This is a genomic window from Streptomyces sp. NPDC030183, from assembly GCF_055573455.1.
This window is the reverse complement of record NZ_JBVIBK010000002.1, coordinates 318,490-340,080: the sequence shown is the minus strand read 5'-3', so window position 1 is coordinate 340,080 and position 21,591 is coordinate 318,490. Positions and strand designations below refer to the sequence as shown.

General features: G+C 71.2%; 18 protein-coding genes, 1 tRNA gene and 1 riboswitch. Of the genes, 11 read left to right on the top strand and 8 right to left on the bottom strand.

What is annotated here, in order from left to right; all coding sequences use genetic code 11:
* Positions 1-6: 6 nt before the first annotated feature.
* The 9 genes from ACZ4Z2_RS04370 (at position 7) to ACZ4Z2_RS04330 (ending at position 9,102) form a co-directional block, all read left to right on the top strand.
* The gene (locus ACZ4Z2_RS04370; RefSeq protein WP_468072200.1) at positions 7-270 is read left to right on the top strand and encodes an acyl carrier protein; all 264 of its coding nucleotides are present in this window, start codon (positions 7-9) and stop codon (positions 268-270) included.
* 224 nt (positions 271-494) lie between these two features.
* Positions 495-1,442, top strand: coding sequence for an EamA family transporter (locus ACZ4Z2_RS04365; protein ID WP_468072198.1), 948 nt, complete (start codon positions 495-497; stop codon positions 1,440-1,442).
* Complete coding sequence (locus ACZ4Z2_RS04360; protein ID WP_468072196.1) at positions 1,378-2,172, top strand: cupin domain-containing protein; 795 nt, start codon at positions 1,378-1,380, stop codon at positions 2,170-2,172. Before ACZ4Z2_RS04365 ends, ACZ4Z2_RS04360 begins: the two co-directional genes overlap by 65 nt.
* Positions 2,173-2,181: 9 nt before the next feature.
* Entirely contained in the window at positions 2,182-3,996 is a 1,815-nt protein-coding gene (gene asnB / locus ACZ4Z2_RS04355) for an asparagine synthase (glutamine-hydrolyzing) (RefSeq protein WP_468072194.1), read from the top strand.
* Complete coding sequence (locus ACZ4Z2_RS04350) at positions 3,930-5,042, top strand: PrpF domain-containing protein (protein ID WP_468072192.1); 1,113 nt, start codon at positions 3,930-3,932, stop codon at positions 5,040-5,042. Before asnB ends, ACZ4Z2_RS04350 begins: the two co-directional genes overlap by 67 nt.
* The gene (locus ACZ4Z2_RS04345; RefSeq protein WP_468072190.1) at positions 5,021-6,187 is read left to right on the top strand and encodes an acyl-CoA dehydrogenase family protein; all 1,167 of its coding nucleotides are present in this window, start codon (positions 5,021-5,023) and stop codon (positions 6,185-6,187) included. Before ACZ4Z2_RS04350 ends, ACZ4Z2_RS04345 begins: the two co-directional genes overlap by 22 nt.
* Positions 6,188-6,296: 109 nt before the next feature.
* The gene (locus tag ACZ4Z2_RS04340; RefSeq protein WP_468072188.1) at positions 6,297-7,715 is read left to right on the top strand and encodes a dihydroorotase; all 1,419 of its coding nucleotides are present in this window, start codon (positions 6,297-6,299) and stop codon (positions 7,713-7,715) included.
* A gap of 131 nt (positions 7,716-7,846) precedes the next feature.
* Positions 7,847-8,353: a flavin reductase family protein gene (locus ACZ4Z2_RS04335; protein ID WP_468072186.1), complete on the top strand. Its 507-nt coding sequence runs from the start codon at positions 7,847-7,849 to the stop codon at positions 8,351-8,353.
* A 14-nt stretch (positions 8,354-8,367) separates the two neighbouring features.
* Complete coding sequence (locus tag ACZ4Z2_RS04330) at positions 8,368-9,102, top strand: DsbA family oxidoreductase (protein ID WP_468072184.1); 735 nt, start codon at positions 8,368-8,370, stop codon at positions 9,100-9,102.
* A 127-nt stretch (positions 9,103-9,229) separates the two neighbouring features.
* Here the strand turns inward: ACZ4Z2_RS04330 and ACZ4Z2_RS04325 are convergent.
* A tRNA-Leu gene (locus tag ACZ4Z2_RS04325) sits at positions 9,230-9,312 on the bottom strand.
* A gap of 503 nt (positions 9,313-9,815) precedes the next feature.
* Between ACZ4Z2_RS04325 and ACZ4Z2_RS04320 the strand changes: the two genes are divergently transcribed.
* Positions 9,816-10,586, top strand: a complete 771-nt coding sequence (locus ACZ4Z2_RS04320) for an ABC transporter ATP-binding protein (RefSeq protein WP_468072182.1) — start codon at positions 9,816-9,818, stop codon at positions 10,584-10,586.
* A gap of 101 nt (positions 10,587-10,687) precedes the next feature.
* Complete coding sequence (locus tag ACZ4Z2_RS04315; protein ID WP_468072181.1) at positions 10,688-13,222, top strand: ABC transporter permease; 2,535 nt, start codon at positions 10,688-10,690, stop codon at positions 13,220-13,222.
* Positions 13,223-13,292: 70 nt separating this feature from the next.
* Here the strand turns inward: ACZ4Z2_RS04315 and ACZ4Z2_RS04310 are convergent, their stop codons facing one another.
* The 7 genes from ACZ4Z2_RS04310 to ACZ4Z2_RS04280 form a co-directional block, all read right to left on the bottom strand.
* Positions 13,293-14,591 (bottom strand): class I SAM-dependent methyltransferase, encoded by a 1,299-nt coding sequence (locus ACZ4Z2_RS04310; RefSeq protein WP_468072179.1) that lies wholly within the window; start codon positions 14,589-14,591, stop codon positions 13,293-13,295.
* A 330-nt stretch (positions 14,592-14,921) separates the two neighbouring features.
* Positions 14,922-16,313 (bottom strand): NAD(P)/FAD-dependent oxidoreductase, encoded by a 1,392-nt coding sequence (locus ACZ4Z2_RS04305; RefSeq protein ID WP_468072177.1) that lies wholly within the window; start codon positions 16,311-16,313, stop codon positions 14,922-14,924.
* Between the two features lie 494 nt (positions 16,314-16,807).
* Positions 16,808-17,749 carry a Ppx/GppA phosphatase family protein gene (locus ACZ4Z2_RS04300; RefSeq protein WP_468072175.1) on the bottom strand — a complete coding sequence of 314 codons (942 nt, stop codon included), beginning with the start codon at positions 17,747-17,749 and terminating at the stop codon, positions 16,808-16,810.
* Entirely contained in the window at positions 17,746-18,351 is a 606-nt protein-coding gene (locus ACZ4Z2_RS04295) for a DUF501 domain-containing protein (RefSeq protein WP_468072173.1), read from the bottom strand. Before ACZ4Z2_RS04295 ends, ACZ4Z2_RS04300 begins: the two co-directional genes overlap by 4 nt.
* A gap of 33 nt (positions 18,352-18,384) precedes the next feature.
* Complete coding sequence (locus ACZ4Z2_RS04290) at positions 18,385-18,861, bottom strand: FtsB family cell division protein (RefSeq protein ID WP_468072171.1); 477 nt, start codon at positions 18,859-18,861, stop codon at positions 18,385-18,387.
* A gap of 108 nt (positions 18,862-18,969) precedes the next feature.
* Positions 18,970-20,250, bottom strand: a complete 1,281-nt coding sequence (gene eno / locus ACZ4Z2_RS04285) for a phosphopyruvate hydratase (protein WP_107424049.1) — start codon at positions 20,248-20,250, stop codon at positions 18,970-18,972.
* Between the two features lie 418 nt (positions 20,251-20,668).
* A complete protein-coding gene (locus ACZ4Z2_RS04280) occupies positions 20,669-21,349 on the bottom strand; it encodes a transglycosylase family protein (RefSeq protein ID WP_468072169.1) in 681 nt (226 codons plus the stop codon).
* Between the two features lie 4 nt (positions 21,350-21,353).
* Positions 21,354-21,553: riboswitch (cyclic di-AMP (ydaO/yuaA leader) on the bottom strand.
* Positions 21,554-21,591 lie beyond the last annotated feature (38 nt).

Genomic DNA, 21,591 nt, shown 5'->3' with positions numbered 1-21,591 from the left:
GACCCCATGCCCGCACTCACCATCACCGAGCTGACCGACCTGCTGCGCGAGTGCGCCGGTGAGGCCGAGGCGGTGAACCTCGACGGCGATGTGCTGGACGTCCCGTTCGAGGTCCTCGGCTACGACTCGCTGGCCGTCCTGCAGACCACGGGCCGCATCGAGCGCGACTACGACGTGACCCTCGACGAGGACGCCGTCACGGACGCCGAGACGCCCCGCCAGTACCTGGAGCTGGTCAACGAGGCCATCTCCGTCAAGACCGCCGCCTGATCCACGGGCGGCCCCCGTAGCAACCGCCCCTCCCCTTCCGCACCCCTTTTCGGGCCCGTGTCCCGGCCGAGCGCCGGGCACGGGCCCGACGTGCGTTTTCACCGCGAACCACCAGATCCCTAGAACTACCGACGGGAACCGGAAGGAATCACACCGGGACGGACACGGGACCGCAACCGGAGACGCTCGGCACAGACCCACCCCTGATGAGAGGAGGGGCCCGAATGTCCGTGCGACCCCGTGCGGCCGACGCCGTGTCCGCCGCGCTCGCGCCGATGGTGTGGGGCAGCACCTACCTCGTCACCACCGAGTTCCTGCCGGAGAACCGCCCGTTGCTCGCCGCGACGGTCCGCGCCCTGCCGTCCGGGCTGCTGCTGGTCCTGATCACGCGCAGCCTGCCGCGGGGCGTGTGGATCGGGCGGGCCGCCGTGCTCGGCGTGCTCAACATCGGCGCGTTCTTCGCCCTGCTGTTCGTGGCGGCGTACCGCCTTCCCGGAGGCATCGCCGCGCTGATCGGCTCCCTCCAGCCGATGCTCGTCCTCGGTCTCGCCGTGCCGCTGCTCGGCGAGCGGGCCCGCGGCCGGGACCTGGCGGCCTGTCTGCTCGGCACGGCGGGCGTGGCGCTGCTGGTGGGCGCCTCCGCCACCGCCCTCGACCCGGTCGGGGTGGCCGCCGCGCTGGGCTGCGCCGGCTGCATGGCCCTCGGCATCGTGCTCACCAAGCGGTGGGGCCGCCCGGCCGGGCTGGTGGCCTTCACCGGCTGGCAACTCGCCCTGGGCGGACTGTTCCTGCTGCCCCTCACCCTGCTGTTCGAGGGGCTCCCCCAGCGGGTCACGACCGTGAATCTAACGGCATACGGCTATCTGTGCCTGGTGGGCGCGGTGTTCGCCTACACCGTGTGGTTCCGCGGTGTGGAACGGCTGCCCGCCGTGGCCGTGTCCCTCCTGGGCCTGCTCAGCCCGGTCGTCGCCGCGCTGCTCGGGCTGGTGGTGCTCGGCCAGGGCTTCACCCCGCCGCAGCTCGCCGGAGCCGCCGCCGTCCTGGCCGGCATCGTCCTCGCCCAGCTCCCCTCCCCCCGCCCCGCACGCCCCCAGCGAAAGGAAAGCCATGAGCACCGCAACCGTCCAGGGCGCCGTCATCAAGTCCGGCGAACTGGAGTTCCGTCAGCTTGACGGCTGCCGGGTCGCGACAGCGGTCGGCCCGCACCTCGGCGCGCGGATCGTACGGCTCGACGTGGTCCAGGTGCCCAGCGGCGCCGTGTGGCGGCCGCAGTCCTCGGCGCACGAGGAGAACGTCGTGGTCGTCTTCGCGGGCTCCGGCTCCGCCGCCTCCGGCGCCGCCCGCCGGCGCGTCAGCCGCGCCGACACGGTGTACACGCCGACCGGCGACCTGTACGAGCTGAGCGCCGACGCCGGCATGGACCTCACGGCCTACGTGTGGAACACCACGCTGCGCCCCGACCGCGCCCCCGGCACCGAGCCCCGCCGCTTCTCCCGGCTGTGGAACGAGGAGACCCAGCTGAAGGGCTTCACCGGCACCGGCCAGGCGGAGGCGTCCGCCAGGACCGCCACCATGAACTTCCTCTTCTGGCCTGGCACCGGCTCCCCGCAGCTGTGCCTCCACTGCGGCTTCATGCAGCCCGGCGAGTACTTCAACGTCCACGTCCACCCCGAGAGCGAGGAGGCGTTCATCGCCTTCGAGGGCAAGGGCCAGCTCCACCTCGACGGCCAGTGGTACGACGCCGAGCCCGGCGACGTGCTCTACGCGCCCCCCGGTGTGCCGCACGGCACCCGGCACCCCGACGAAGACCCCGCCGCTCCCCGCTTCGCCACGTGCGGTGGCCCCACTCCGTTCGATCCGGTGCTCTACCAGCGCGCCGGTGTCTCGACAAAGGTCCGGTGATCTTCAGACATGTGCAGAATATTCGGCCACTTCGACGCCCTGGCCACGCCGCACGAACTGCGGTCCGTGGCGGCGGCCCAGCGGCACGGCGGCCCCGACGCGCAGACCCACGCGTACGGCGCGGGCTGGGCGCTGGGCAACAACCGGCTCGCGATCATGGATCTCGACGGCGGGGACCAGCCGTACACCCTCGGCGAGGACATCGTCGTCGTCTTCAACGGCGAGATCTACAACCACGACGAGCTGCGGCAGAAGCTCTCCGCCCGCGGCCACACCTTCAAGGACACCTGCGACGGCTCGGTCATCCCGGCCCTGTACGCCGAGTACGGGGCGGCCTTCCCCGAGTACCTCGACGGCATGTACTCGGTGGCCGTCGTCGACCTGCGCGGTGAGCCGACGCTCTACCTCGCCACCGACGAGGTCGGCATGAAGCCGCTGTACTACCACTGGGACGCGGCCCGGCGGCACCTGTACTTCGCGTCCGAGCTGCCCGCCCTGCTGTCGTTCCGCAACGTGGGGGCCGCTCCCACGGAGGCGGGCCTCGACGCCTATCTGGCGACGAAGACGCCGTTCGGCGAGCAGACCATGTTCGAGGGCGTGAAGGTGCTCCCGCCGGCCGCGACCGTCCGGGTCACCCGCGCCGGCGGCATGCACGTCACCATCCGCCCCACCGCCGGTACCCGCGCCCCCCACTGCGCCGAGGCGGAGGCCGCCGAGCACGTGCGGTCGCTGCTGCGCACGGAGGTGCACCGGCTCACCGAGGCCGACGTCCCCGTCTCCGCGATCACCAGCGGCGGCCTGGACTCCAGCCTCGTCACCGTGCTGGCCGCCGAGAAGGTGCGCGACCTGCACTCCTTCAACATCGCGTACACCGGAACCTGGCCGTCCGACGAGCGGGCCTTCGCCCGGGAGGTCGCCGAGCGGGCCGGTACGACCCACCACCAGGTGGAGATCGACCCGGCGACCTTCCCGTCGCTGCTGGCCGACGTCGTGTGGCACCTCGGTCAGCCCAACGCCGACCCCATCACCCTGTCCACGTACGCCCTGTTCGGCGCGGTCCGGGACGCCGGCTTCAAGGTCGCCATCACCGGGGACGCGGCCGACGAGCTGTTCGGCGGCTACGACCGGCTGAAGAAGGCCATGGACGCCCCCTTCGGCACGGACTGGGTGCCGGACTACGTCGAGGCCCTCGCCGCCGTCCCGAAGCAGCTCCGGGAGAGCCTGTACTCCTCGGAGTACCTCGGCTTCGTCACGGCCAACGGCTCCGCCGCCGAGGAGATCACCGAGCGGCTGCGCGCCTCCACCGCCGACCGGATGACCACGCTCACCGAGTTCGAGATCGGCGAGCGGCTGCCCGCCTACCACCTGCGCCGCGTCGACCACCTGTCGATGTCGGCCTCGGTCGAGGTGCGGCTGCCGTTCTGCCAGCCGAGCGTCGTCCGTTACGCCCGCTCCCTCAAGGCCGACCTCAAGATCGACGGCACCCGCCGCAAGAAGGTCCTCTACGCCGCCGCCGACGGACTGCTGCCGGAGTCGGTCCTGAACCGTCCGAAGCAGCCGTTCACCCTGCCCATCACCGCCATGCTCCAGCCGGGCCAGGCGCTGTTCGACCACGCCCGCGACCTGCTGGCCGAGGACCGGCTGCGCCGCGGCGGCAAGCTGAACCCGCGCAAGGTCGAGGAGCTGTTCCGCGTCCAGGCCCAGTCCCCCAACGACCGGGCATCGCTGGCCATCTGGTCGCTGATGGTGCACGAGCTGTGGCTGGACCAGTTCTGCTCGCCCGCCGGCACGGCCGCCGGGAGCGTCCCGGGGGTGACGGTGTGATCGGCTACATCGCGCGGGCCGTGGGGGCCCCGACCCCCACCCTGGTTCTGGACCACCGCCAGCTGCCCCGGGACGAGGAGCGGCTCACGCCGGTGCTCACCCGGATCCGGGAGTGGCTGGAGGCCAACGGCCGCGGCGACATCCTCAAGTTCGCGCTCGTCGAGCCCTCCGCGCACCCCATGTTCGACCTGGACTACCGGTTCGTTCAGGGGCTGACCGGCGGCGTCGACCGGTTCGACTTCAAGGGCAGCTGCGGGCACTCCATCCTCGCCTCGGTGGTCGCCGCCGACGGCCAGGCGTGGCTGCCCAAGCTCGCTCCCGGCGGCCGGGTCCGGGTCCGGGTCATCAACAACGGCGACCACGTGGTGTGCGAGGTGGACGAGGCGCGCCGCCGCAGCGGCAGCTTCACCGTGCACTTCCTCCAGGACGCGGGGGCCCGCCTCGACGAGCTCCTGCTCACCGGCAACCCGCTGGACCAGCTGATCACCGGCACCGGGGTGCAGGAGGCGTCCCTGGTCTCCATGGGCAACCCCTATGTGTTCGTGGACGCCGAGGAGTTGGGCCTGAACAGCGTGGACGAGCTGTTCGGGGCGGGCGACGACATGTACGCGCGCATGCTTCAGATCCGTACGGCCGCCTGCGAGCTGCTCAAGTGGCCCGTCGACGGGGTCTTCCCGAAGATCGCGGCCGTCGGCCAGTACACGGAGGGCCGGCTCGCGGTGCGGGCCATCTCGGTGCCCAAGTGGCATCCCAGCATCGCGCTGACGGGCACCACCTGCCTGGCCGCGGCCTCCAGCATCCCCGGCACCGTCCCCGAGCGGCTGGCCCGCCGGGCCGGGCTGGCGCGCGGTGTCATCGAGATCGACACCCCGGGCGGCAGCACCGCCGCCGCGGCGTCGGTGGCGGGGCGCGGCGACGGCGCCGACACCCTGCACTGGGTCAGCGTCAGCCGCAAACTCGCCCAGCTCGACGAGCCGGCGTGCATCGCCTCGCTCAAGAACTACGACTACAAGGAGGAAACGGCATGGCTCCCGCTGGCGGTCTGACCCTCACGGAGGCGGGCACCGGGGCCGCGACCCGCGCCGAACTCGCCGAGCGTTACGCGAGCCTCACCGAGGTCCTGCACCGGCACGCGCAGAGCGCGGACGCGGCCGCCGAGCTCCCGGAGGAGGTCTTCACCGCCCTGCGCGCCTCCGGCATCCTCGGCGCGGCCATCGCCGTGGAGTACGGCGGCCAGGGGGGCGACTCCCTGCTCACCAACCGGCTGATCGAACTGACGGCCGCCGCGGACCCGTCGGTCGCGATCATCCTGTTCCAGCACTACGCGGTCAGCTCCCGCATCAGCGAGTGGGGCAGCGAGGCCCAGCGCGAGCGCTACCTGCCGCGGCTGGCGAGCGGCGAGTGGATCGCCGCCTCCGCGTGGAGCGAGTCCGGTTCGGGCGCCGACAAGCGCAACCTCGCCACCAAGGCGCGGCGCACCGAGGGCGGCGACTGGCTGCTGGAGGGCGCGAAGGCGTTCACCACGGGAGCGGGGCTGGCGGACGTGTACCTGGTGCTCGCCCAGACGTCGGCGCCGACCGACGGCTTCGCCAGCACCTACGGCAGCGACGGCCAGACGTTCTTCCTCATCGAGGCGGGCAACCCGGGCCTGTTCGCCAACACCGGCATGGACCTGGTCGGCATGCGCTCCTCGGCGACCGGGTTCGTCGAGCTGACCGCCTGCGAGGCCGACGACTCGGCGGTGCTCGGCCCGGTGGGCGCGGCGGTCCGGATCATCGCCGGGGTGCGGGAGTCCGGTGCCACGCTGGGCGCCGTCTCGGCGGGGATCGCCGCCGCCGCGTACCGGACGGCGTTCGCCCACGCGCAGCGCCGCGGCCTCGAAGGCCAGCAGGCGGTACGTCACCGGCTGGTGGACCTCGCCGCGAAGGTCGAGGCCGCCCGCTCCCTGGTCGACGCGTCGGCCCGCCGGGACTCCGCGGAACCGGGCAACACCACCCTCTACAGCAAGATCCTCTGCTCCCGGATCTCGGAGGAGGTCGTGCAGGAGGCGCTGCGGCTGCTGGGGAGCGCCGGCTATCTGCACGACCACCCGCTGAACAAGCTGGCCCGCGACGCCCGCGCGGTCGGCCTCATGGGCCCGACCAACGACCTGGCCAGGGAACTGGTCAGCGCTTCCTGGACGACCGCCTGACCCCGGCCGCCGCGGCACCACCTCATCCACCGACCCGCCCGTCCACGAACCGGCCCGTCCACGAACCGGCCCATCCACGAACCGGCCCATCCACAGACCCGGAGGACCTGTGACGCAGTCCTACGATCTCGTCGTCACCAACGCGCGCGTAGTCACCCCTGACGGGGTCAGGTCCGGAGGCCTCGCCGTCTCCGGTGAGCGAATATCGGCGATCCTCGCGGACGGCGAACAGCCGCCCGCGAAGGAGACCATCGACGCGGGGGGCCGCTATCTGCTCCCCGGCGGCATCGACCCGCACGTCCACTTCCGTACGCCGGGCCTCACCCACAAGGAGGACTGGGCGCACGGCAGCCGGGCGGCGGCCGCCGGCGGTGTCACCACCGTCATCGACATGCCCAACACCCAACCGCCGCTGATCGAACCGGAGCTGGCCGCGGAGAAGGCGTCCACGGTCTCCGGTGACTCCCTGGTCGACTTCCGCTTCCACATGGGCGTCACCGTCGACAGCGTGGAGAACCTGCGCCGCCTCCAGCCCCGCCAGGCGACCTCGGTGAAGGTCTTCATGACCGGTCACCACACCGCGCCCAACATCATCCGCGACCCCGTCGTCCTCGACCGGATCTTCCAGGTCGCCGCCGAACGCGGCATCCGGCTGGTCCTGCACGCGGAGGACGACAGCGTCTTCTCGCTGCTGGACGAGACGCAGGCCCCGCCTGCCGGTTACGACGCCTACGAGTCCGCGCACCCGCGCACGGGCGGCATCGTCGCCTCGTCCCGGGTCATCGAACTGGTGCGCAAGCACGGCACCGCCGCGCACATCCTGCACGTCTCCTCCTCCGAGGAGTCGGACCTGCTGAAGGCCGCCGCGAAGGCGGGCCTGCCCATCACGTACGAGGTGACCTCGCACCACCTGTCCTTCTCCGCGCCCGACACCCAGCGGCTCGGCGCCCGGATCCGGTTGCGTCCCGCGATCCGCTGCGAGAAGGACAAGGGCCGGCTGTGGGACGCGGTGATGGAGGGCAGTGTCGCCAGCCTCGGCAGCGACCACGCCCCGCACACCGTCGAGGAGAAGCTCCTGGCCCCCGCGGACGCCCCGCCCGGGCTGCCCGGGGTGCAGGAGCTGATCATCGCCCTGTACACGGGGATGCGGCGCCGCTACCCGGCCATGTCCACCGACGAGGCCATGCGGCACGTCGCCCGGCTCACCGCCGAGGGGCCGGCCGACCTGTTCGGGCTGGGCGGCCGCAAGGGCCGGATCGCGGTCGGTCTCGACGCCGACTTCACGCTGTTCGACCCGGACGTCACCTGGATCATGGCCGCCAAGCACACCTACGCCAAGGTCGGCTGGTCGGCGTACGAGGGCTGGACCTTCACCGGCCGCCCCGACGTCACCGTCCGCCGCGGCGAGACCATCTGGGACGGCCGGGACCCGGAGCGGCCCCGCTTCGGCACCGCGTCCGGTATCTGGCTCGACGCCGAACCGGCGGTACCCGGCGGGTTCACCGCGCAGCGCGAGACCAGCGCCTGATCCGCACGGACCTCACGGGGAGGGGCCGCCGGTCCCTCCGCACGGGGAGGGGCCGCCGGTCCCTCCGCACGGGGAGGGGCCGCCGGTCCCTCCCCACCGCCACCATCCGCATCCCGGCCCCTGGAGGACCGATGTCCGCCGTCGCCCCATCGGATTTCACCCGCGCCATGGCCCAAGTGCCCAGCCCCGTCACGATCGTGACCACCACGGACGACAGCGGCCGGCGCTGGGGATTCACCGCGAGCTCGTTCAGCTCGCTCTCCCTGGACCCGCCGCTGGTGCTGGTCTGCCCCGCCAAGTCGGCCGGCTCCCACGACGCGTTCGTGGCCGCCGAGCGCTTCATGATCAATATCCTGTCCGCCGAACAGGCCGCGATCGCCCAGCACTTCGCCCGCTCGGGCCACGACAAGTTCGCCACCGGCGACATGGTCCCCTGCGAACTGGACCTGCCCGGCCTGCCCGGCGCCACGGCCCGCCTGGCCTGCACCGCTCACGCGGTGCTCGACGGCGGCGACCACAGTATTCTCGTGGGCCGGGTGGAAGCCGTGTACGTCGGGGACCAGGAGCCGCTGGTCTACCACAACCGCGCCTTCACCCGCCCGGAGGCGGCCAGCCCCGCCCTGGCCGCGGCCCGCTGAGAAACGGAACGCCCGTGACGAACACCGTGACGAACCCCGCGACGGCCACTGTGACGAACACCGTGACCGTGTACTCCGACATCGGCTGCCCCTGGGCCTCTCTGGGGCTGTTCAACCTGCGGCGCGCGGCCGCCGCGGAGGGGGTCTTGCTCGCCGTCGACCACCGGGCGTTCCCGCTGGAGCTGTTCAACTCCCGGCCCACCCCCAAGTGGATCCTCGACCCCGAGATCGCCGCCGTGGCCGAGCGGGAACCCGCGCTCGGGTGGACGGACTGGCAGGGCCCGGAGTCCGGTTACCCGGTGACCCTGCTGCCCGCCATGGAGGCGGTCCAGGCGGTCAAGACCCAGCCCGGCACCCGGGAGGCGGGGCTGGCCGCCTCCGACCAGCTCGACGCGGCCCTGCGCCACGCCTTCTACGCCGAGTCCCGCTGCGTCAGCGTCCACTCCGAGATCCTCGCGGTGGCCGAGGGCTGCCCGCTGGTCGACACCGGTCACCTCGACCGGGCGCTGCGCCGCGGCACCTGCCGCCAGGTCCTCTTCGACCAGTGGGAGGAGTCCAAGGCGCCGGAGGTGCGCGGCAGTCCGCACTTCTTCCTCCCCGACGGCACCGGTCTACACAATCCGGGCATCGCCTTCACCTGGCCCAAGGGCACGCCCCGGCCGCGGATCACGGAGTACACCCCGGAGTTCTGGACGTCCCTGGTCCGTTCCCTGGCCGACCGCGCCCCGGCGGCTTCCCCGCCGGAGTGAGCGGACCGACACGCCCCGGCCCCCGGAACACACCGTTCCGGGGGCCGGGGCGATCTTTGCAGCACCGCGTCAGCGCGCCGTTGCGGTGACAACGGGTTCTCACGCACTCACACCCTGTGAGGGAAGGTGCCCGGAACCGGACTTGAACCGGTACGCCCGCGAGGGGCAGCGAGGTTTAAGCTCGCCGTGTCTGCATTCCACCATCCGGGCAGGCCATGGGCTCCGCGCTGAGGTTCCGAGCCTATCGGGAGGCTTCCCCCGAACAGCGGAACAGCGGACCGATGTTGTCTTATTTTATTGACGTCTGAGGGTGCATCAGCCCATGGAACACGCCATCCGCACTTGCCAATAGCCTTTCGGACGGTGCGGCCCGGCGTATGCGGAATGACGGAATTTCACCGCCCGAACGAGCGGCCTCCCGACGGCCCGCACGCTGACGACTGACTCGTGTAGGCCAAACCGGCCGAATACCGCCGTTCCACGGCCCCTCTCTCCGGGACGGCCGTCATACCCAGGTATGACGGCGCGCCCCTCCGTCCGTCAGAAGTCTGCCCCCGGAACCGGAACAGCGGCTGACTACACGGCGGCGCCCCGAGGCGACGATGGAGACAGCGCTGGAAACGCCGGACACCACCCCGTGCGTCCGCACCCCGTGCATCCGCGCTCATCCCCCGAACCGTCCGAACGACTTCGCCCCCGACAGGAGTTCCCCCGTGACCACCACTCCCCTCGCCGACCGGGCCACCGCCGTGGCCGCCCGCGCCACGGAACTGTCGAAGGTCTACGGACAGGGCGAGACCCGGGTCGTCGCCCTGGACCGGGTGACCGTCGACTTCCGGCAGGCCCAGTTCACCGCGATCATGGGCCCCTCCGGATCCGGGAAGTCCACGCTGATGCACTGCGTGGCCGGCCTGGACAGCTTCTCCGCCGGGTCCGTGCGCATCGGCGACACCGAGCTGGGCTCCCTGAAGGACAAGCAGCTCACCAAGCTCCGCCGGGACAAGATCGGCTTCATCTTCCAGGCGTTCAACCTGCTGCCGACGCTGACCGCGCTGGAGAACATCACCCTCCCGATGGACATCGCGGGTCGCAAGCCGGACAAGCAGTGGCTGGACACCGTGATCGGGATGATCGGTCTCGCGGACCGGCTGAGCCACCGGCCCTCCCAGCTCTCCGGCGGCCAGCAGCAGCGCGTCGCGGTGGCGCGGGCCCTCGCCTCCCGGCCGGACATCATCTTCGGCGACGAGCCCACCGGGAACCTCGACTCCCGCTCGGGCGCCGAGGTCCTGGGCTTCCTGCGCAACTCCGTGCGGGAACTGGGGCAGACCGTGGTGATGGTGACGCACGACCCGGTGGCGGCGGCGTACGCGGACCGGGTCGTCTTCCTCGCCGACGGACGGATCGTGGACGAGCTGTACGAGCCGACGGCGGACTCCGTCCTGGACCGCATGAAGCGGTTCGACGCGAAGGGCCGCACCAGCTAGGTCGTGTCCCTCGGGAACCCGGCCCTCCCCGTTCCCGTCCGGCGGCAGTGCCCTCCGCCCCCGTCCACCTCACCACCCGACCCCGAACAGGGACCCCCTTCATGTTCCGTACCGCCCTGCGCAATGTGCTCGCGCACAAGGCCAGACTCCTCATGACCGTGCTCGCCGTGATGCTGGGCGTCGCCTTCGTGTCGGGGACGCTGGTCTTCACGAACACCATCTCGGACGCCTACCAGAAGAGCTCCGCCAAGGGCTTCGACCATGTCGACGTCGCGGTCCAGCAGGCGTACCGCCCGGACGAGGGCGACCGGATCGCCGAGCAGCCGAAGCTGACGCCCGCGCTGCTGGAGAAGGTCGAGCGGGTGCCCGGCGCCGAGTCCGCGACCGGTGTCGTCACCGGCTTCACCGCGCTCGCCGACAAGGACGGCGAGCTGATCGGCGGCGGCTTCCAGTCGCAGGGCGGCAACTACTGGGGCGAGGACGACCCCAGGTACCCGATCGAGGAGGGCCGGGCTCCCCGGGGCGCGCACGAGATCGCCATCGACGCCAAGACCGCCGAGCGGGCCGGGTACGAGGTCGGCGACACCGTCCGGCTGTCCGTCGACGGCCCGGTCCTCACGCCGAGGATCAGCGGGATCTTCACGACGGACGACGGCAACGTCGCCGCGGGCGGCAGCCTCACCCTGTTCGACACGGCGACCGCCCAGAAGCTCTTCCACAGCGAGGGCGAGTTCGACGAGATCACCGTGACCGCGGCGCCCGGCACCGGCCAGGACCGGCTCCGGTCGGCCATCGACAAGGCCCTCCCCGAGGACGTCGCCACCACGATCACCGGTGAGCAGCTCGCGTCCCAGCAGGCCACGCAGATCGCCGCGTCGATGAGCGGGCTGAAGAACGGTCTGCTGGTCTTCGCCGGCATCGCCCTGTTCGTGGGCACGTTCATCATCGCCAACACCTTCACGATGCTCGTGGCCCAGCGCACCAAGGAGCTGGCCCTGCTGCGGGCGGTGGGCGCCTCCCGCCGCCAGGTGACGCGTTCGGTGCTGGTCGAGGCGTTCGTGGTGGGCGCGGTCGCCGCGGTCGCCGGTCTGGCCGTCGGTGTCGGCATCGGCGCGGGCATGCGGGCGCTGATCGGGACGCTCGGCGACACCGTGCCCGACGGCCCGCTGGTGGTCACCCCCGGCACGGTCGCCACCGCCCTGCTGGTCGGTGTGCTGATCACCATGCTGGCCGCCTGGCTGCCGGGCCGGCGCGCGGCGAAGATCCCGCCGGTGGCGGCGATGAGCAGCGTCCACGCGAAGGCCACGACCAGGTCCCTCGTCGTACGGAACACGATCGGCGCGCTGTTCTCCGGCGCGGGCATCGCCACCGTCCTGTACGCCACGACGCTGGAGGGCTCCGACGGCCAGGTCCCGATGGGGATCGGCGCCGTGCTGCTGATCATCGGCGTGTTCGTGCTGACGCCGCTGCTGTCACGCCCGCTGATCGCGGCCGCCGCCCCCGTGCTGCGCGTCTTCGGGGTCTCCGGCAAGCTCGCCCGGCAGAACTCGGTGCGCAACCCGCGCCGCACCGCGGCCACCGCCTCGGCCCTGATGATCGGCCTCACCCTGATCACCGGTATGACGGTGATGGCGGGCAGCCTGCAGACCGCCATCGGCAAGATGGCCGCCGACTCCATCAAGGCGGACTACGTCGTCTCGATGGCCAACGGCAACTACCTCTCCCCCGACGTGGAGAAGAAGCTCGCCGGCGCCGAGGGCGTCACGGCGGTCTCTCCGCTGCGCAATGCCGAGTCCCGCATCGACGGGCGGACGGAGTTCGTCACCGGCGTCAACGGCGACGCGATCGCCGAGGTGACGAAGTTCCCCGTCGACCAGGGCAGGTTCGAGGTCGGCGGCACGAAGGTCGTGGTGGACACCGAGACCGCGAAGCGCAACGGCTGGAAGGCCGGGACGACCCTCACGGCAGGGTTCGAGGGCGGGAAGCGGAAGCTGACCGTGGCCGGGGTCTACGAGGCCAACGAGCTGATCCGGGGCATCCTCCTGGACAACCGGACGCTGGCCGAGCGGCTGCCCGCCGACACCCGCCCGGCCGACATGATGGTCATGGTGAAGACCTCGTCCGGCGCCTCGGACGCCACCAAGGACCGGCTGGCGAAGGCCCTCGGCGACAACCCGGCCATCAAGATCCAGGACGGCGACGACCTCTCCGACGACATCGCCCAGATGTTCACGCTGATGCTGAACCTGCTGTACGGCCTGCTGGCCATGGCCGTGATCGTCGCCGTCCTCGGCGTCATCAACACCCTGGCCATGTCCGTCTTCGAGCGGTCCCAGGAGATCGGCATGCTCCGTGCGATCGGCCTCGACCGCCGCAACATCAAGCGGATGGTCCGTCTGGAGTCCCTGGTCATCTCACTGTTCGGCGGTGTCCTCGGCATCGGTCTCGGTGTCTTCTTCGGCTGGGCCGCCGGTGAGCTGGTCGCCTCCCGGATGCCGACGTACGAACTGGTCCTGCCCTGGGCCCGGATGGGTGTCTTCCTGCTGCTGGCCGGCACGGTGGGCGTCCTGGCCGCGATGTGGCCGGCCCGGCGCGCGGCGAAGCTGAACATGCTGGCCGCGATCAAGGCGGAGTAGCGGCGCCGCAGCGGCAGACGCCCGCGGGGCCCGTTCCGTCCAGGAACGGGCCCCGCGGGCGTACGGGCTGTCAGCCGCCCCAGGTGCGGGTCCTGAGCGGCAGCTCCGAGGCACCCTCTTGCGACGTCCGCACGGCGAGGACCTGGTTGACGCCGAGGCGGTTGCGTTCGAAGCCGAGGGCGCAGGCGGCCATGTACAGGCGCCACACGCGGGCGCGGCCCGGCCCGGCGAGGGTGGCGGCCCGGGACCACTGGGCTTCGAGGTTGGCGACCCAGGCGCGCAGGGTGAGGCCGTAGTGCTCGCGCAGGGACTCCACGTCGCGGACCTCGAACCCGGCGCGTTCGAGCTGGGTCACGGTGGTGCCGATGGGGGCGAGTTCACCGTCGGGGAAGACGTACGCGTCGATGAACCCGTCGATGGAGTACGCGCTCTCGTCGGAGCGCGGCCGGCGTGAGATCTGGTGGTTGAGGAGCCGTCCGCCGGGCCGGAGGAGGGCGTACAGGTTCTCGGCGTACTCCAGGTACTTGTCGGCGCCGACGTGTTCGGCCATGCCGATGGAGGAGATGGCGTCGTAGGGCCCGTCGGTGACGTCCCGGTAGTCCTGGACGCGGATCTCGACGCGGTCGGTCAGCCCCTCGTCCGCGACGCGTTTGCGGGCGTACGCGGCCTGTTCCTGGGACAGGGTGATGCCGACGACGCGGACGCCGTACTCGCGGGCGGCGTGCACGGCCATGGAGCCCCAGCCGCAGCCGACGTCGAGGAGGCGCTGCCCCGGTGCGAGGGCGAGCTTGCGGCAGATGAGGTCGAGCTTGGCGCGCTGGGCGGCTTCGAGGGTGCCGTCGGCGGTCTCCCAGTAAGCGCAGGAGTACACCATCGACGGGCCGAGGACGATCTCGTAGAAGTCGTTGCCCACGTCGTAGTGGTGGCTGACGGCCCGTTTGTCGCTGCGTCTGGTGTGCAGGTGGCGGGTTCTGCGCACCTCCTCGCGGGGCGGCTCCGGCGGCACCAGGACGGCGGGCCCGGCCAGCTTCAACAGCCCCCGGACGGCCGCGCGGACCTCCGGGTCACGCAGGGCGTCACCCAGCCCCCTGGCGTCCTCGTCCCGCTCCCACACGTGCCCGGCCATCAGGTCCAGTACGGCGTACAGGTCCCCCTCGACGCCCAGGTCACCGGCGACCCAGGCACGGGCCAGGCCCAGCTCGCCCGGCTTCCACAGCAGCCGGCGCAGGGCCCTGCGGTTCCGTACCACCAGCGCGGGGGCCTGAGGGGGGCCGGCCTCCGAACCGTCCCACGCCCGAAGCCGGACCGGGAGCGGGGCCCCCAGTGCCTGCTCGAACAGGCTCGTCAGCCGCGACGCGGCGTCCTGCATGGCGCACACCTCCGTGACAGCAGATCCCGGAATGTCCAACGCCACGGTAAACACGGGCGGGGCTCCGCCGTAGTCCCGGTAGGGGGTGTGTTGTTCGGGTGCGAGTGAGTGGGGGTTGTTCGCGCAGTTCCCCGCGCCCCTGAAGGAACGGGCGCAGCCCGCGCTTTTCAGGGGCGCGGGGAACTGCGCGAGAAACCACGACCCACCCGCACCCGCCGACGAACCGCGCACCCCCGAGCTACCAGGCGCCCCCAAACTCCGAAGGACCCCCCGCACCACGGATGGCGGAAGGTCCTTCGGGTCGAACAGAAGGGAGGTGACCGGAAGAGGTCAGGAGGCCTTGGCCTTCTCCTCGGTCTTGGCGGCAGCCGCAGCCGCAGCGACCGGGGCCGGCTTGGCCGCCTCGTAGAACTCCTCGCGAGGCGACTCGATCGCGCCGAGGGAGACCACCTCGCGCTTGAGGAACATCGCGAGCGTCCAGTCCGCGAAGACGCGGATCTTGCGGTTCCAGGTCGGCATGGCCAGACCGTGGTAGCCACGGTGCATGTACCAGGCGAGACGGCCCTTGAGCTTGATCTTCATCTTGCCCATGACGATCATCGCGACGCCCTTGTGGAGGCCGAGGCCCGCCACCGCGCCCTTGTTGGAGTGCGCGTACTCCTTCTGCGGGAAGCCCCGCATACCGGAGACCACGTTGTCGCCGAGGACCTTCGCCTGACGCAGCGCGTGCTGCGCGTTCGGCGGGCACCAGGCGTTCTCGACGCCGGCCTTGCGGGCGGCGACGTCCGGCACCTGCGCGTTGTCGCCGGCGGCCCAGATGTAGTCCGTGCCCTGGACCTGGAGGGTCGGGGCGGTGTCCACGTGACCGCGGGGGCCCAGCGGGAGGCCGTAGCGGGAGAGGACCGGGTTCGGCTTGACGCCGGCGGTCCAGACGATTGTGTTGGAGTCGACCTCCAGGCCGTTCTTCAGCACGACGTGGCCGTCGACGCAGGACTCCATGGAGGTGTTGAGGTAGACCTCGACACCGCGGCCTTCGAGGTGCTCCTTGCCGTACTTGCCGAGCTTCGGGCCGACCTCGGGAAGGATCTTGTCGGCGGCGTCGACGAGCACGAACCGCATGTCCTCGCGCGACACGCTCTTGTAGTACTTCGCGGCGTCGCGGGCCATGTCCTCGACCTCGCCGATGGTCTCCGCGCCGGCGAAGCCACCGCCCACGAAGACGAAGGTCAGCGCCTTGCGGCGGACGTCCTCGTCGGTCGTGGAGTCGGCCTTGTCGAGCTGCTCCAGCACGTGGTTGCGCAGGCCGATGGCCTCCTCGATGCCCTTCATGCCGATGCCCTGCTCGGCGAGGCCGGGGATCGGGAAGGTGCGGGAGACGGCGCCGAGCGCGATCACCAGGTAGTCGAAGGGCAGCTCGTACGCCTCGCCGACCAGCGGCGCGACGGTGGCGACCTTGCGGTCCTGGTCGATGGTGGTGACCCGACCGGTGAGGACCTCCGCCTTGGGCAGCACGCGTCGCAGCGGGACGACGACATGCCGCGGGGAGATGCTGCCGGCGGCGGCTTCGGGGAGGAAGGGCTGGTAGGTCATGTACGACCGGGGGTCGACGACCGTGACGGTCGCCTCTCCGTAGCGCATCTTCTTGAGGATGCGCCGAGCTGCGTACAGGCCTACGTACCCACCGCCTACTACGAGGATCCTGGGACGCTCCGTGGTGCTCATGCCATCGAGTATGTACCCGCCATCCGAGGGGTGCTCGTGCGCCCCTTCACAAGCTTCCCCAGCCCCTCTGCTACACTGCGCGGCCCTCCTGATCCAGGTCCTCGCCCGATGAGGGAACCACGCCGCACGGCCGACCGTTGTCAATGCCGCGTGAACTGCCCTTCCGGCCCTGCGGACCCCTCGCCGACACTCCGATCGGGGCCCGGTTTTCACCCGGACGAGCACCCTCCATGGCCCCTTCGAAGGCACCCTCCCGACCCCCTGGAGCCCCCGAAGGCTCTGCGGAGCCTCAAAACGTCGCCCAACAGGGCCGATTCTCTTGTGAAGAACTTCACGAAGTTTTACGGCGGCGGGTCAACGAGGGGTGCCCGAGCACCCCTCGGAGGCGCTCATACGTTATCCGAACAGCTCAACAGAGGCTACCGGCGAGTAGTAAACAGGTCCTCACACGAGCCCGGGGCCGACCGGGAGAACGCCCGGAACCGGCCCCGGGACTACGCGACGGACCAGGCGATCCCGTCCAGGATGTCGTGTTCGCTCACCACGACCTCCTCGGCCCCGATCCGCTCCATGATCGCGAGCAGCACGAGGGCCCCGGCGGCGATCACGTCCACCCGCCCGGGGTGCATCGAGGGGATCGCCGCCCGCTCGGCGTGGGTGGAGCACAGCAGCCCCTCGGTGATCTCCCTGACGCGCTCATAGGGGATCCGGGAGTGGTGGATGGCCGTCGAGTCGTACGCGGGGAGGTCCTGCGCGATCGCGGACAGCGTCGTGACCGATCCGGCGAGCCCCACGAGGGTGTGCGCCTCGCGCAGCGGCACGGTCCGCTCGGCGAGGTCCAGGGCTGCCTCGATGTCGGCGCGGACGGCCGCGATCTGCTCGGGGCCGGGGGGATCGACGACGACGCCGTCCCGGACGAGGTGGCGCTCCGTCATCCGCACGCAGCCGATGTCCACGGAACGCGCGGCGCGCACGTGGTCGTCGCCGACGACGAACTCCGTGGAGCCGCCGCCGATGTCCACCACCAGGAACGGCTTGGCCAGATCGTCCCGGCCCAGCAGCTCCTTGGTGGCGCCGGTGAAGGAGAACTCGGCCTCCTGGTCGCCGGAGATCACCTCGGGCTCGACACCGAGGATGTCCATGACGCCCCGGACGAACTCGTCCCGGTTCTCCGCGTCCCGCGAGGCGGACGTGGCCACGAACCGCAGCCGCTGCGCGCCGAGTTCCTTGATGACCGCCGCGTACTCACGGCACGCGGCGAACGTCCGCTCAAGCGCCTCGGGCGCCAGGCGGCCCGTGCGGTCGACGCCCTGGCCGAGCCGGACGATCGTCATCCGGCGCTCCAGATCGACGAGTTCACCCGTTGCGGGGTCGGCGTCGGCGACGAGCAGCCGGATCGAGTTGGTACCGCAGTCGATGGCGGCGACACGGGTCACTGGGCGTCCTCCTCCGGATCGACGGGCTTGGACGCGAAGTAGCCGGACTCGCTCGCGTCCACGTCCCAGCCCTCACCTGCCGGCGGCCCCGCGGGAATCACACACGGTCCCTTCGCCCACCACTCCGGCAGCATCGCGATCGCCTCGTCGCCGAGCGGGTTCACCCCGGGCCCGGCGGCCAGCGAGTGCGCCACGAGGACGTGCAGGCACTTGACGCGGTCCGGCATGCCGCCCGCGCTCGGGAAGCCCTCCAGGACCTCGATCTCGTCGCGGCGGGCGATGTAGTCGTCGTGCGCGGCGCGGTAGGCGGCGGCCAGTTCGGGGTCCGCCGCCAGCCGCTCCGTCATCTCCTTCATCACGCCGTTCGCCTCCAGCGTGCCGATCGCGGAGGCGGCCCGCGGACACGTCAGGTAGTACGTCGTCGGGAACGGCGTCCCGTCCGGCAGGCGCGGCGCCGTCTCGACGACGTCCGGCTGCCCGCACGGGCAGCGGTGCGCGATCGCGCGCAGTCCGCGCGGCGGGCGGCCGAGCTGCTGCTGGAAGGCCTCGACGTCCGCGTCGGTGGGCTCGGTGCGCGGAGTGGAGGGCGGGGGCGTGTCCATACCTGTACGTAAGTCCTCTGGAGCTCTGGTCGGTTACTGGTCGGCGGCGTCGGCCTTGTCGACCCCGTCCCAGACGTTGGTGTACCAGGGGAGGTCGGCCGCCCCCTGCGTCGTGCGGGACTGCTTCGCCGCGTCCGGGTCGATCATGATGTAGCCGGTCTCGCCCGGCATGACGTAGTGCAGCCGCTCCCGGATGCGCTGCTCGGCGTACGCGTCGTCCTGCCAGCGCGCCTTGAGGTCGCGCAGCTCCTCGACGCGCTCGCGCGCCTCCTCGCGCTGCCGCCGCATGTCGGCGATCTCGGCGCGCTGGGAGACGTACTGCCTTATGGGGTAGGCGAGGGCCACGATCATCGAGCAGAGGACGAGGGCGAGCAGTGCGGCGCGGCCGGTGAGCCGGGAGCGGCGGGCCTGGCGCCGGGTCTGGGAGCGGTAGACCCGGGCGGCCGTCTGCTCGCCGAGCAGCTTCAGCCGGGTCGCGGTGGAGAAACGGTCCCGGTCCTTCACGGGCATGTCCCACTTCCCCTTCCTACGGTCCCTACGTGCGTACGTCCCCGCACACGGTACGGGACCGGGTACGGGGACGTACGTGCGACGCTTCCTACTGCCGCCCTACTGGTGTCAGCCCTTGAAGCGCGGGAACGCGCTGCGGCCGGCGTACACCGCGGCGTCGTCGAGGATCTCCTCGATGCGCAGCAGCTGGTTGTACTTGGCGACGCGGTCCGAGCGGGCCGGGGCGCCGGTCTTGATCTGGCCGCAGTTCACGGCGACGGCGAGGTCGGCGATGGTGACGTCCTCGGTCTCGCCGGAGCGGTGGGACATCATGCACTTGAAGCCGTTGCGCTGGGCCAGCTCGACGGCGTCCAGGGTCTCGGTGAGCGAGCCGATCTGGTTGACCTTGACGAGCAGCGCGTTGGCCGCGCCCTCCTCGATGCCACGGGCGAGACGCTCGGGGTTGGTGACGAACAGGTCGTCACCGACGAGCTGCACCTTGTCGCCGAGGCGCTCGGTGATGGTCTTCCAGCCGTCCCAGTCGTCCTCGAACAGCGGGTCCTCGATGGAGACGAGCGGGTACGCGTCGACGAGCTCCGCGTAGTAGTCCGTCATCTCGGCGGCGGTGCGCTCCTTGCCCTCGAAGACGTACACGCCGTCCTTGTAGAACTCGGAGGCGGCGACGTCGAGCGCCAGGGCGATCTGCTCGCCGGGGGTGTAGCCGGCCTCGTTGACGGCCTCCAGGATGAGGTCGAGGGCGGCGCGGTTGGAGTCCAGGTTCGGGGCGAAGCCGCCCTCGTCGCCGAGGCCGGTGTTGAGGCCCTTGCGCTTCAGGACCTTCTTGAGGGTGTGGTAGACCTCGGCACCCCAGCGCAGCGCCTCGGAGAAGGACTCCGCGCCGATCGGGGCGATCATGAACTCCTGGATGTCCACGTTGGTGTCGGCGTGCGAGCCGCCGTTCAGGATGTTCATCATCGGAACGGGCAGCAGGTGCGCGTTCGGGCCGCCCAGGTAGCGGAAGAGCGGCAGGTCGCTGGCCTCGGAGGCGGCGTGGGCGACGGCGAGGGAGACGCCGAGGATGGCGTTGGCGCCGAGGGAGCCCTTGTTGTCGGTGGCGTCCAGGTCGAACATGGCCTGGTCGATCAGGCGCTGCTCGGTGGCGTCGTAGCCGACCAGCTCCGGGCCGATCTGCTCGATCACGGCGAGGACCGCCTTCTCGACGCCCTTGCCGAGGTAGCGGTTGGGGTCGCCGTCACGGAGCTCGATGGCCTCGAAGGCGCCCGTGGAGGCGCCGGACGGGACGGCGGCACGACCGGTGCTGCCGTCGTCGAGGCCGACCTCGACCTCGACCGTGGGGTTGCCTCGGGAGTCCAGGATTTCCCGGGCTACGACGACGTCGATGGACGGCACGAGCATCTCCTTCTTGGGATGTGACGCGTTGGTGCGGGGCCACGAGGGCCATGCGACTAGAGCCTAACCGCCCCGGGCCCGTCGGCAGCCGACCGACCGTCCCGTGGACAGACAGACCGTACCCATTGTTCCAGCCCGGAACAAAGGGGGGTGGGCGGGAAAGTGAACAGAAGGGTCGGCGGAGGGCCGGACAGGTGGGCGGAGCGGGCCCGGACAGATGGGCGGAGCAGGCCCGGACACAGAAAAACCCCGCCCCGGTGCGTACGGGGGAATGCGCACCGGGGCGGGGAGCCCGTGGGGACGGGGGGCGGCCCTCACGAGGTCTTCACTCAGGAGGACACGGCCGGGAGCGGACCGAGGTTCAGCCGGGGAGCGGCCATTTTTCGGCCCGGCCGAACCATCGGTCCTGGTCCGGTCGTCAGCTCAGGTGGAGCTGCTGGCCGGGGTAGATGAAGTCGGCGTCGTCGATGATGTCCTTGTTCAGCTCGAAGAGCTTCTCCCAGCCACCCTTGACGTTCTTCTTCGCGGCGATGCTGCTGAGGGTGTCACCGCTGACGACCTTGTACTCGCCGTCGCCCTTCTTGACCTTCTTGCCGGTCGGGGTCTCGACGGTGGCGCGCTCGGAGGAACGCGAGGCGCGGGTCTCCTGAGTGCTCTCCTGCGACGAGGAAGAGGAGGAGTCCGAGCCGGAGTTGCCGGAGGAGGCGGCGGCGCCGTCGTACGAGGCGCTGGACAGACCCTTGCCGCAGACCGGCCAGGCACCCGCACCCTGGCCCGCGAGGACCTTCTCGGCGACGGCGATCTGCTGGGCCTTGCTGGCCTGGTCGGCCGTGGAGGCGTACTGCGTGCCGCCGTACGCGGCCCAGGTGGAGGCCGAGAACTGCAGACCGCCGTAGTAGCCGTTGCCGGTGTTGATGGACCAGTCACCGCCGGACTCGCACTGGGCGACGGCGTCCCACTCGGACTCGGTGGCGGCGGAGGCGCTGCCGGCCGCCATGAGCGGGGCGGCGATCGCGGCGGCGCCGGTGACACCGGCGACGGCGATGGCGCGAGCGGTCCTGGACGGACGACGGTGCTTGCCCTTGCTGGAAAACAGCATGGAGTGATCCCCTCACCGACGCCTACGAGGTGAGCTGTCGGGTTCGGGCCGGTTGAGTTGCCCGGCCGCACCCGCTCGCCTTCCGGCGCACGTGATGCGGCTTCACCCCGAGCCGGTGCCGGCGGCGTGACCCCGAAGGGCCTCAACCGCCGGACCCGGCGCAAACCTTGGGTCCCCCGCTCCTGCCTACGGCGCTTGACGCGACGACTGTTCCGAGCGGCCGTCGGCAGGATTCGGCGTGA

Coding starts and splice junctions, on each gene's coding strand:
- ACZ4Z2_RS04370 (WP_468072200.1), top strand. CDS start 7: ATGCCCGCACTCACCATCACCGAGCTGACCGACCTGCTGCGCGAGTGC.
- ACZ4Z2_RS04365 (WP_468072198.1), top strand. CDS start 495: ATGTCCGTGCGACCCCGTGCGGCCGACGCCGTGTCCGCCGCGCTCGCG.
- ACZ4Z2_RS04360 (WP_468072196.1), top strand. CDS start 1,378: ATGAGCACCGCAACCGTCCAGGGCGCCGTCATCAAGTCCGGCGAACTG.
- asnB (WP_468072194.1), top strand. CDS start 2,182: ATGTGCAGAATATTCGGCCACTTCGACGCCCTGGCCACGCCGCACGAA.
- ACZ4Z2_RS04345 (WP_468072190.1), top strand. CDS start 5,021: ATGGCTCCCGCTGGCGGTCTGACCCTCACGGAGGCGGGCACCGGGGCC.
- ACZ4Z2_RS04335 (WP_468072186.1), top strand. CDS start 7,847: ATGTCCGCCGTCGCCCCATCGGATTTCACCCGCGCCATGGCCCAAGTG.
- ACZ4Z2_RS04315 (WP_468072181.1), top strand. CDS start 10,688: ATGTTCCGTACCGCCCTGCGCAATGTGCTCGCGCACAAGGCCAGACTC.
- ACZ4Z2_RS04310 (WP_468072179.1), bottom strand. CDS start 14,591: ATGCAGGACGCCGCGTCGCGGCTGACGAGCCTGTTCGAGCAGGCACTG.
- ACZ4Z2_RS04305 (WP_468072177.1), bottom strand. CDS start 16,313: ATGAGCACCACGGAGCGTCCCAGGATCCTCGTAGTAGGCGGTGGGTAC.
- ACZ4Z2_RS04295 (WP_468072173.1), bottom strand. CDS start 18,351: ATGGACACGCCCCCGCCCTCCACTCCGCGCACCGAGCCCACCGACGCG.
- ACZ4Z2_RS04290 (WP_468072171.1), bottom strand. CDS start 18,861: ATGCCCGTGAAGGACCGGGACCGTTTCTCCACCGCGACCCGGCTGAAG.
- ACZ4Z2_RS04280 (WP_468072169.1), bottom strand. CDS start 21,349: ATGCTGTTTTCCAGCAAGGGCAAGCACCGTCGTCCGTCCAGGACCGCT.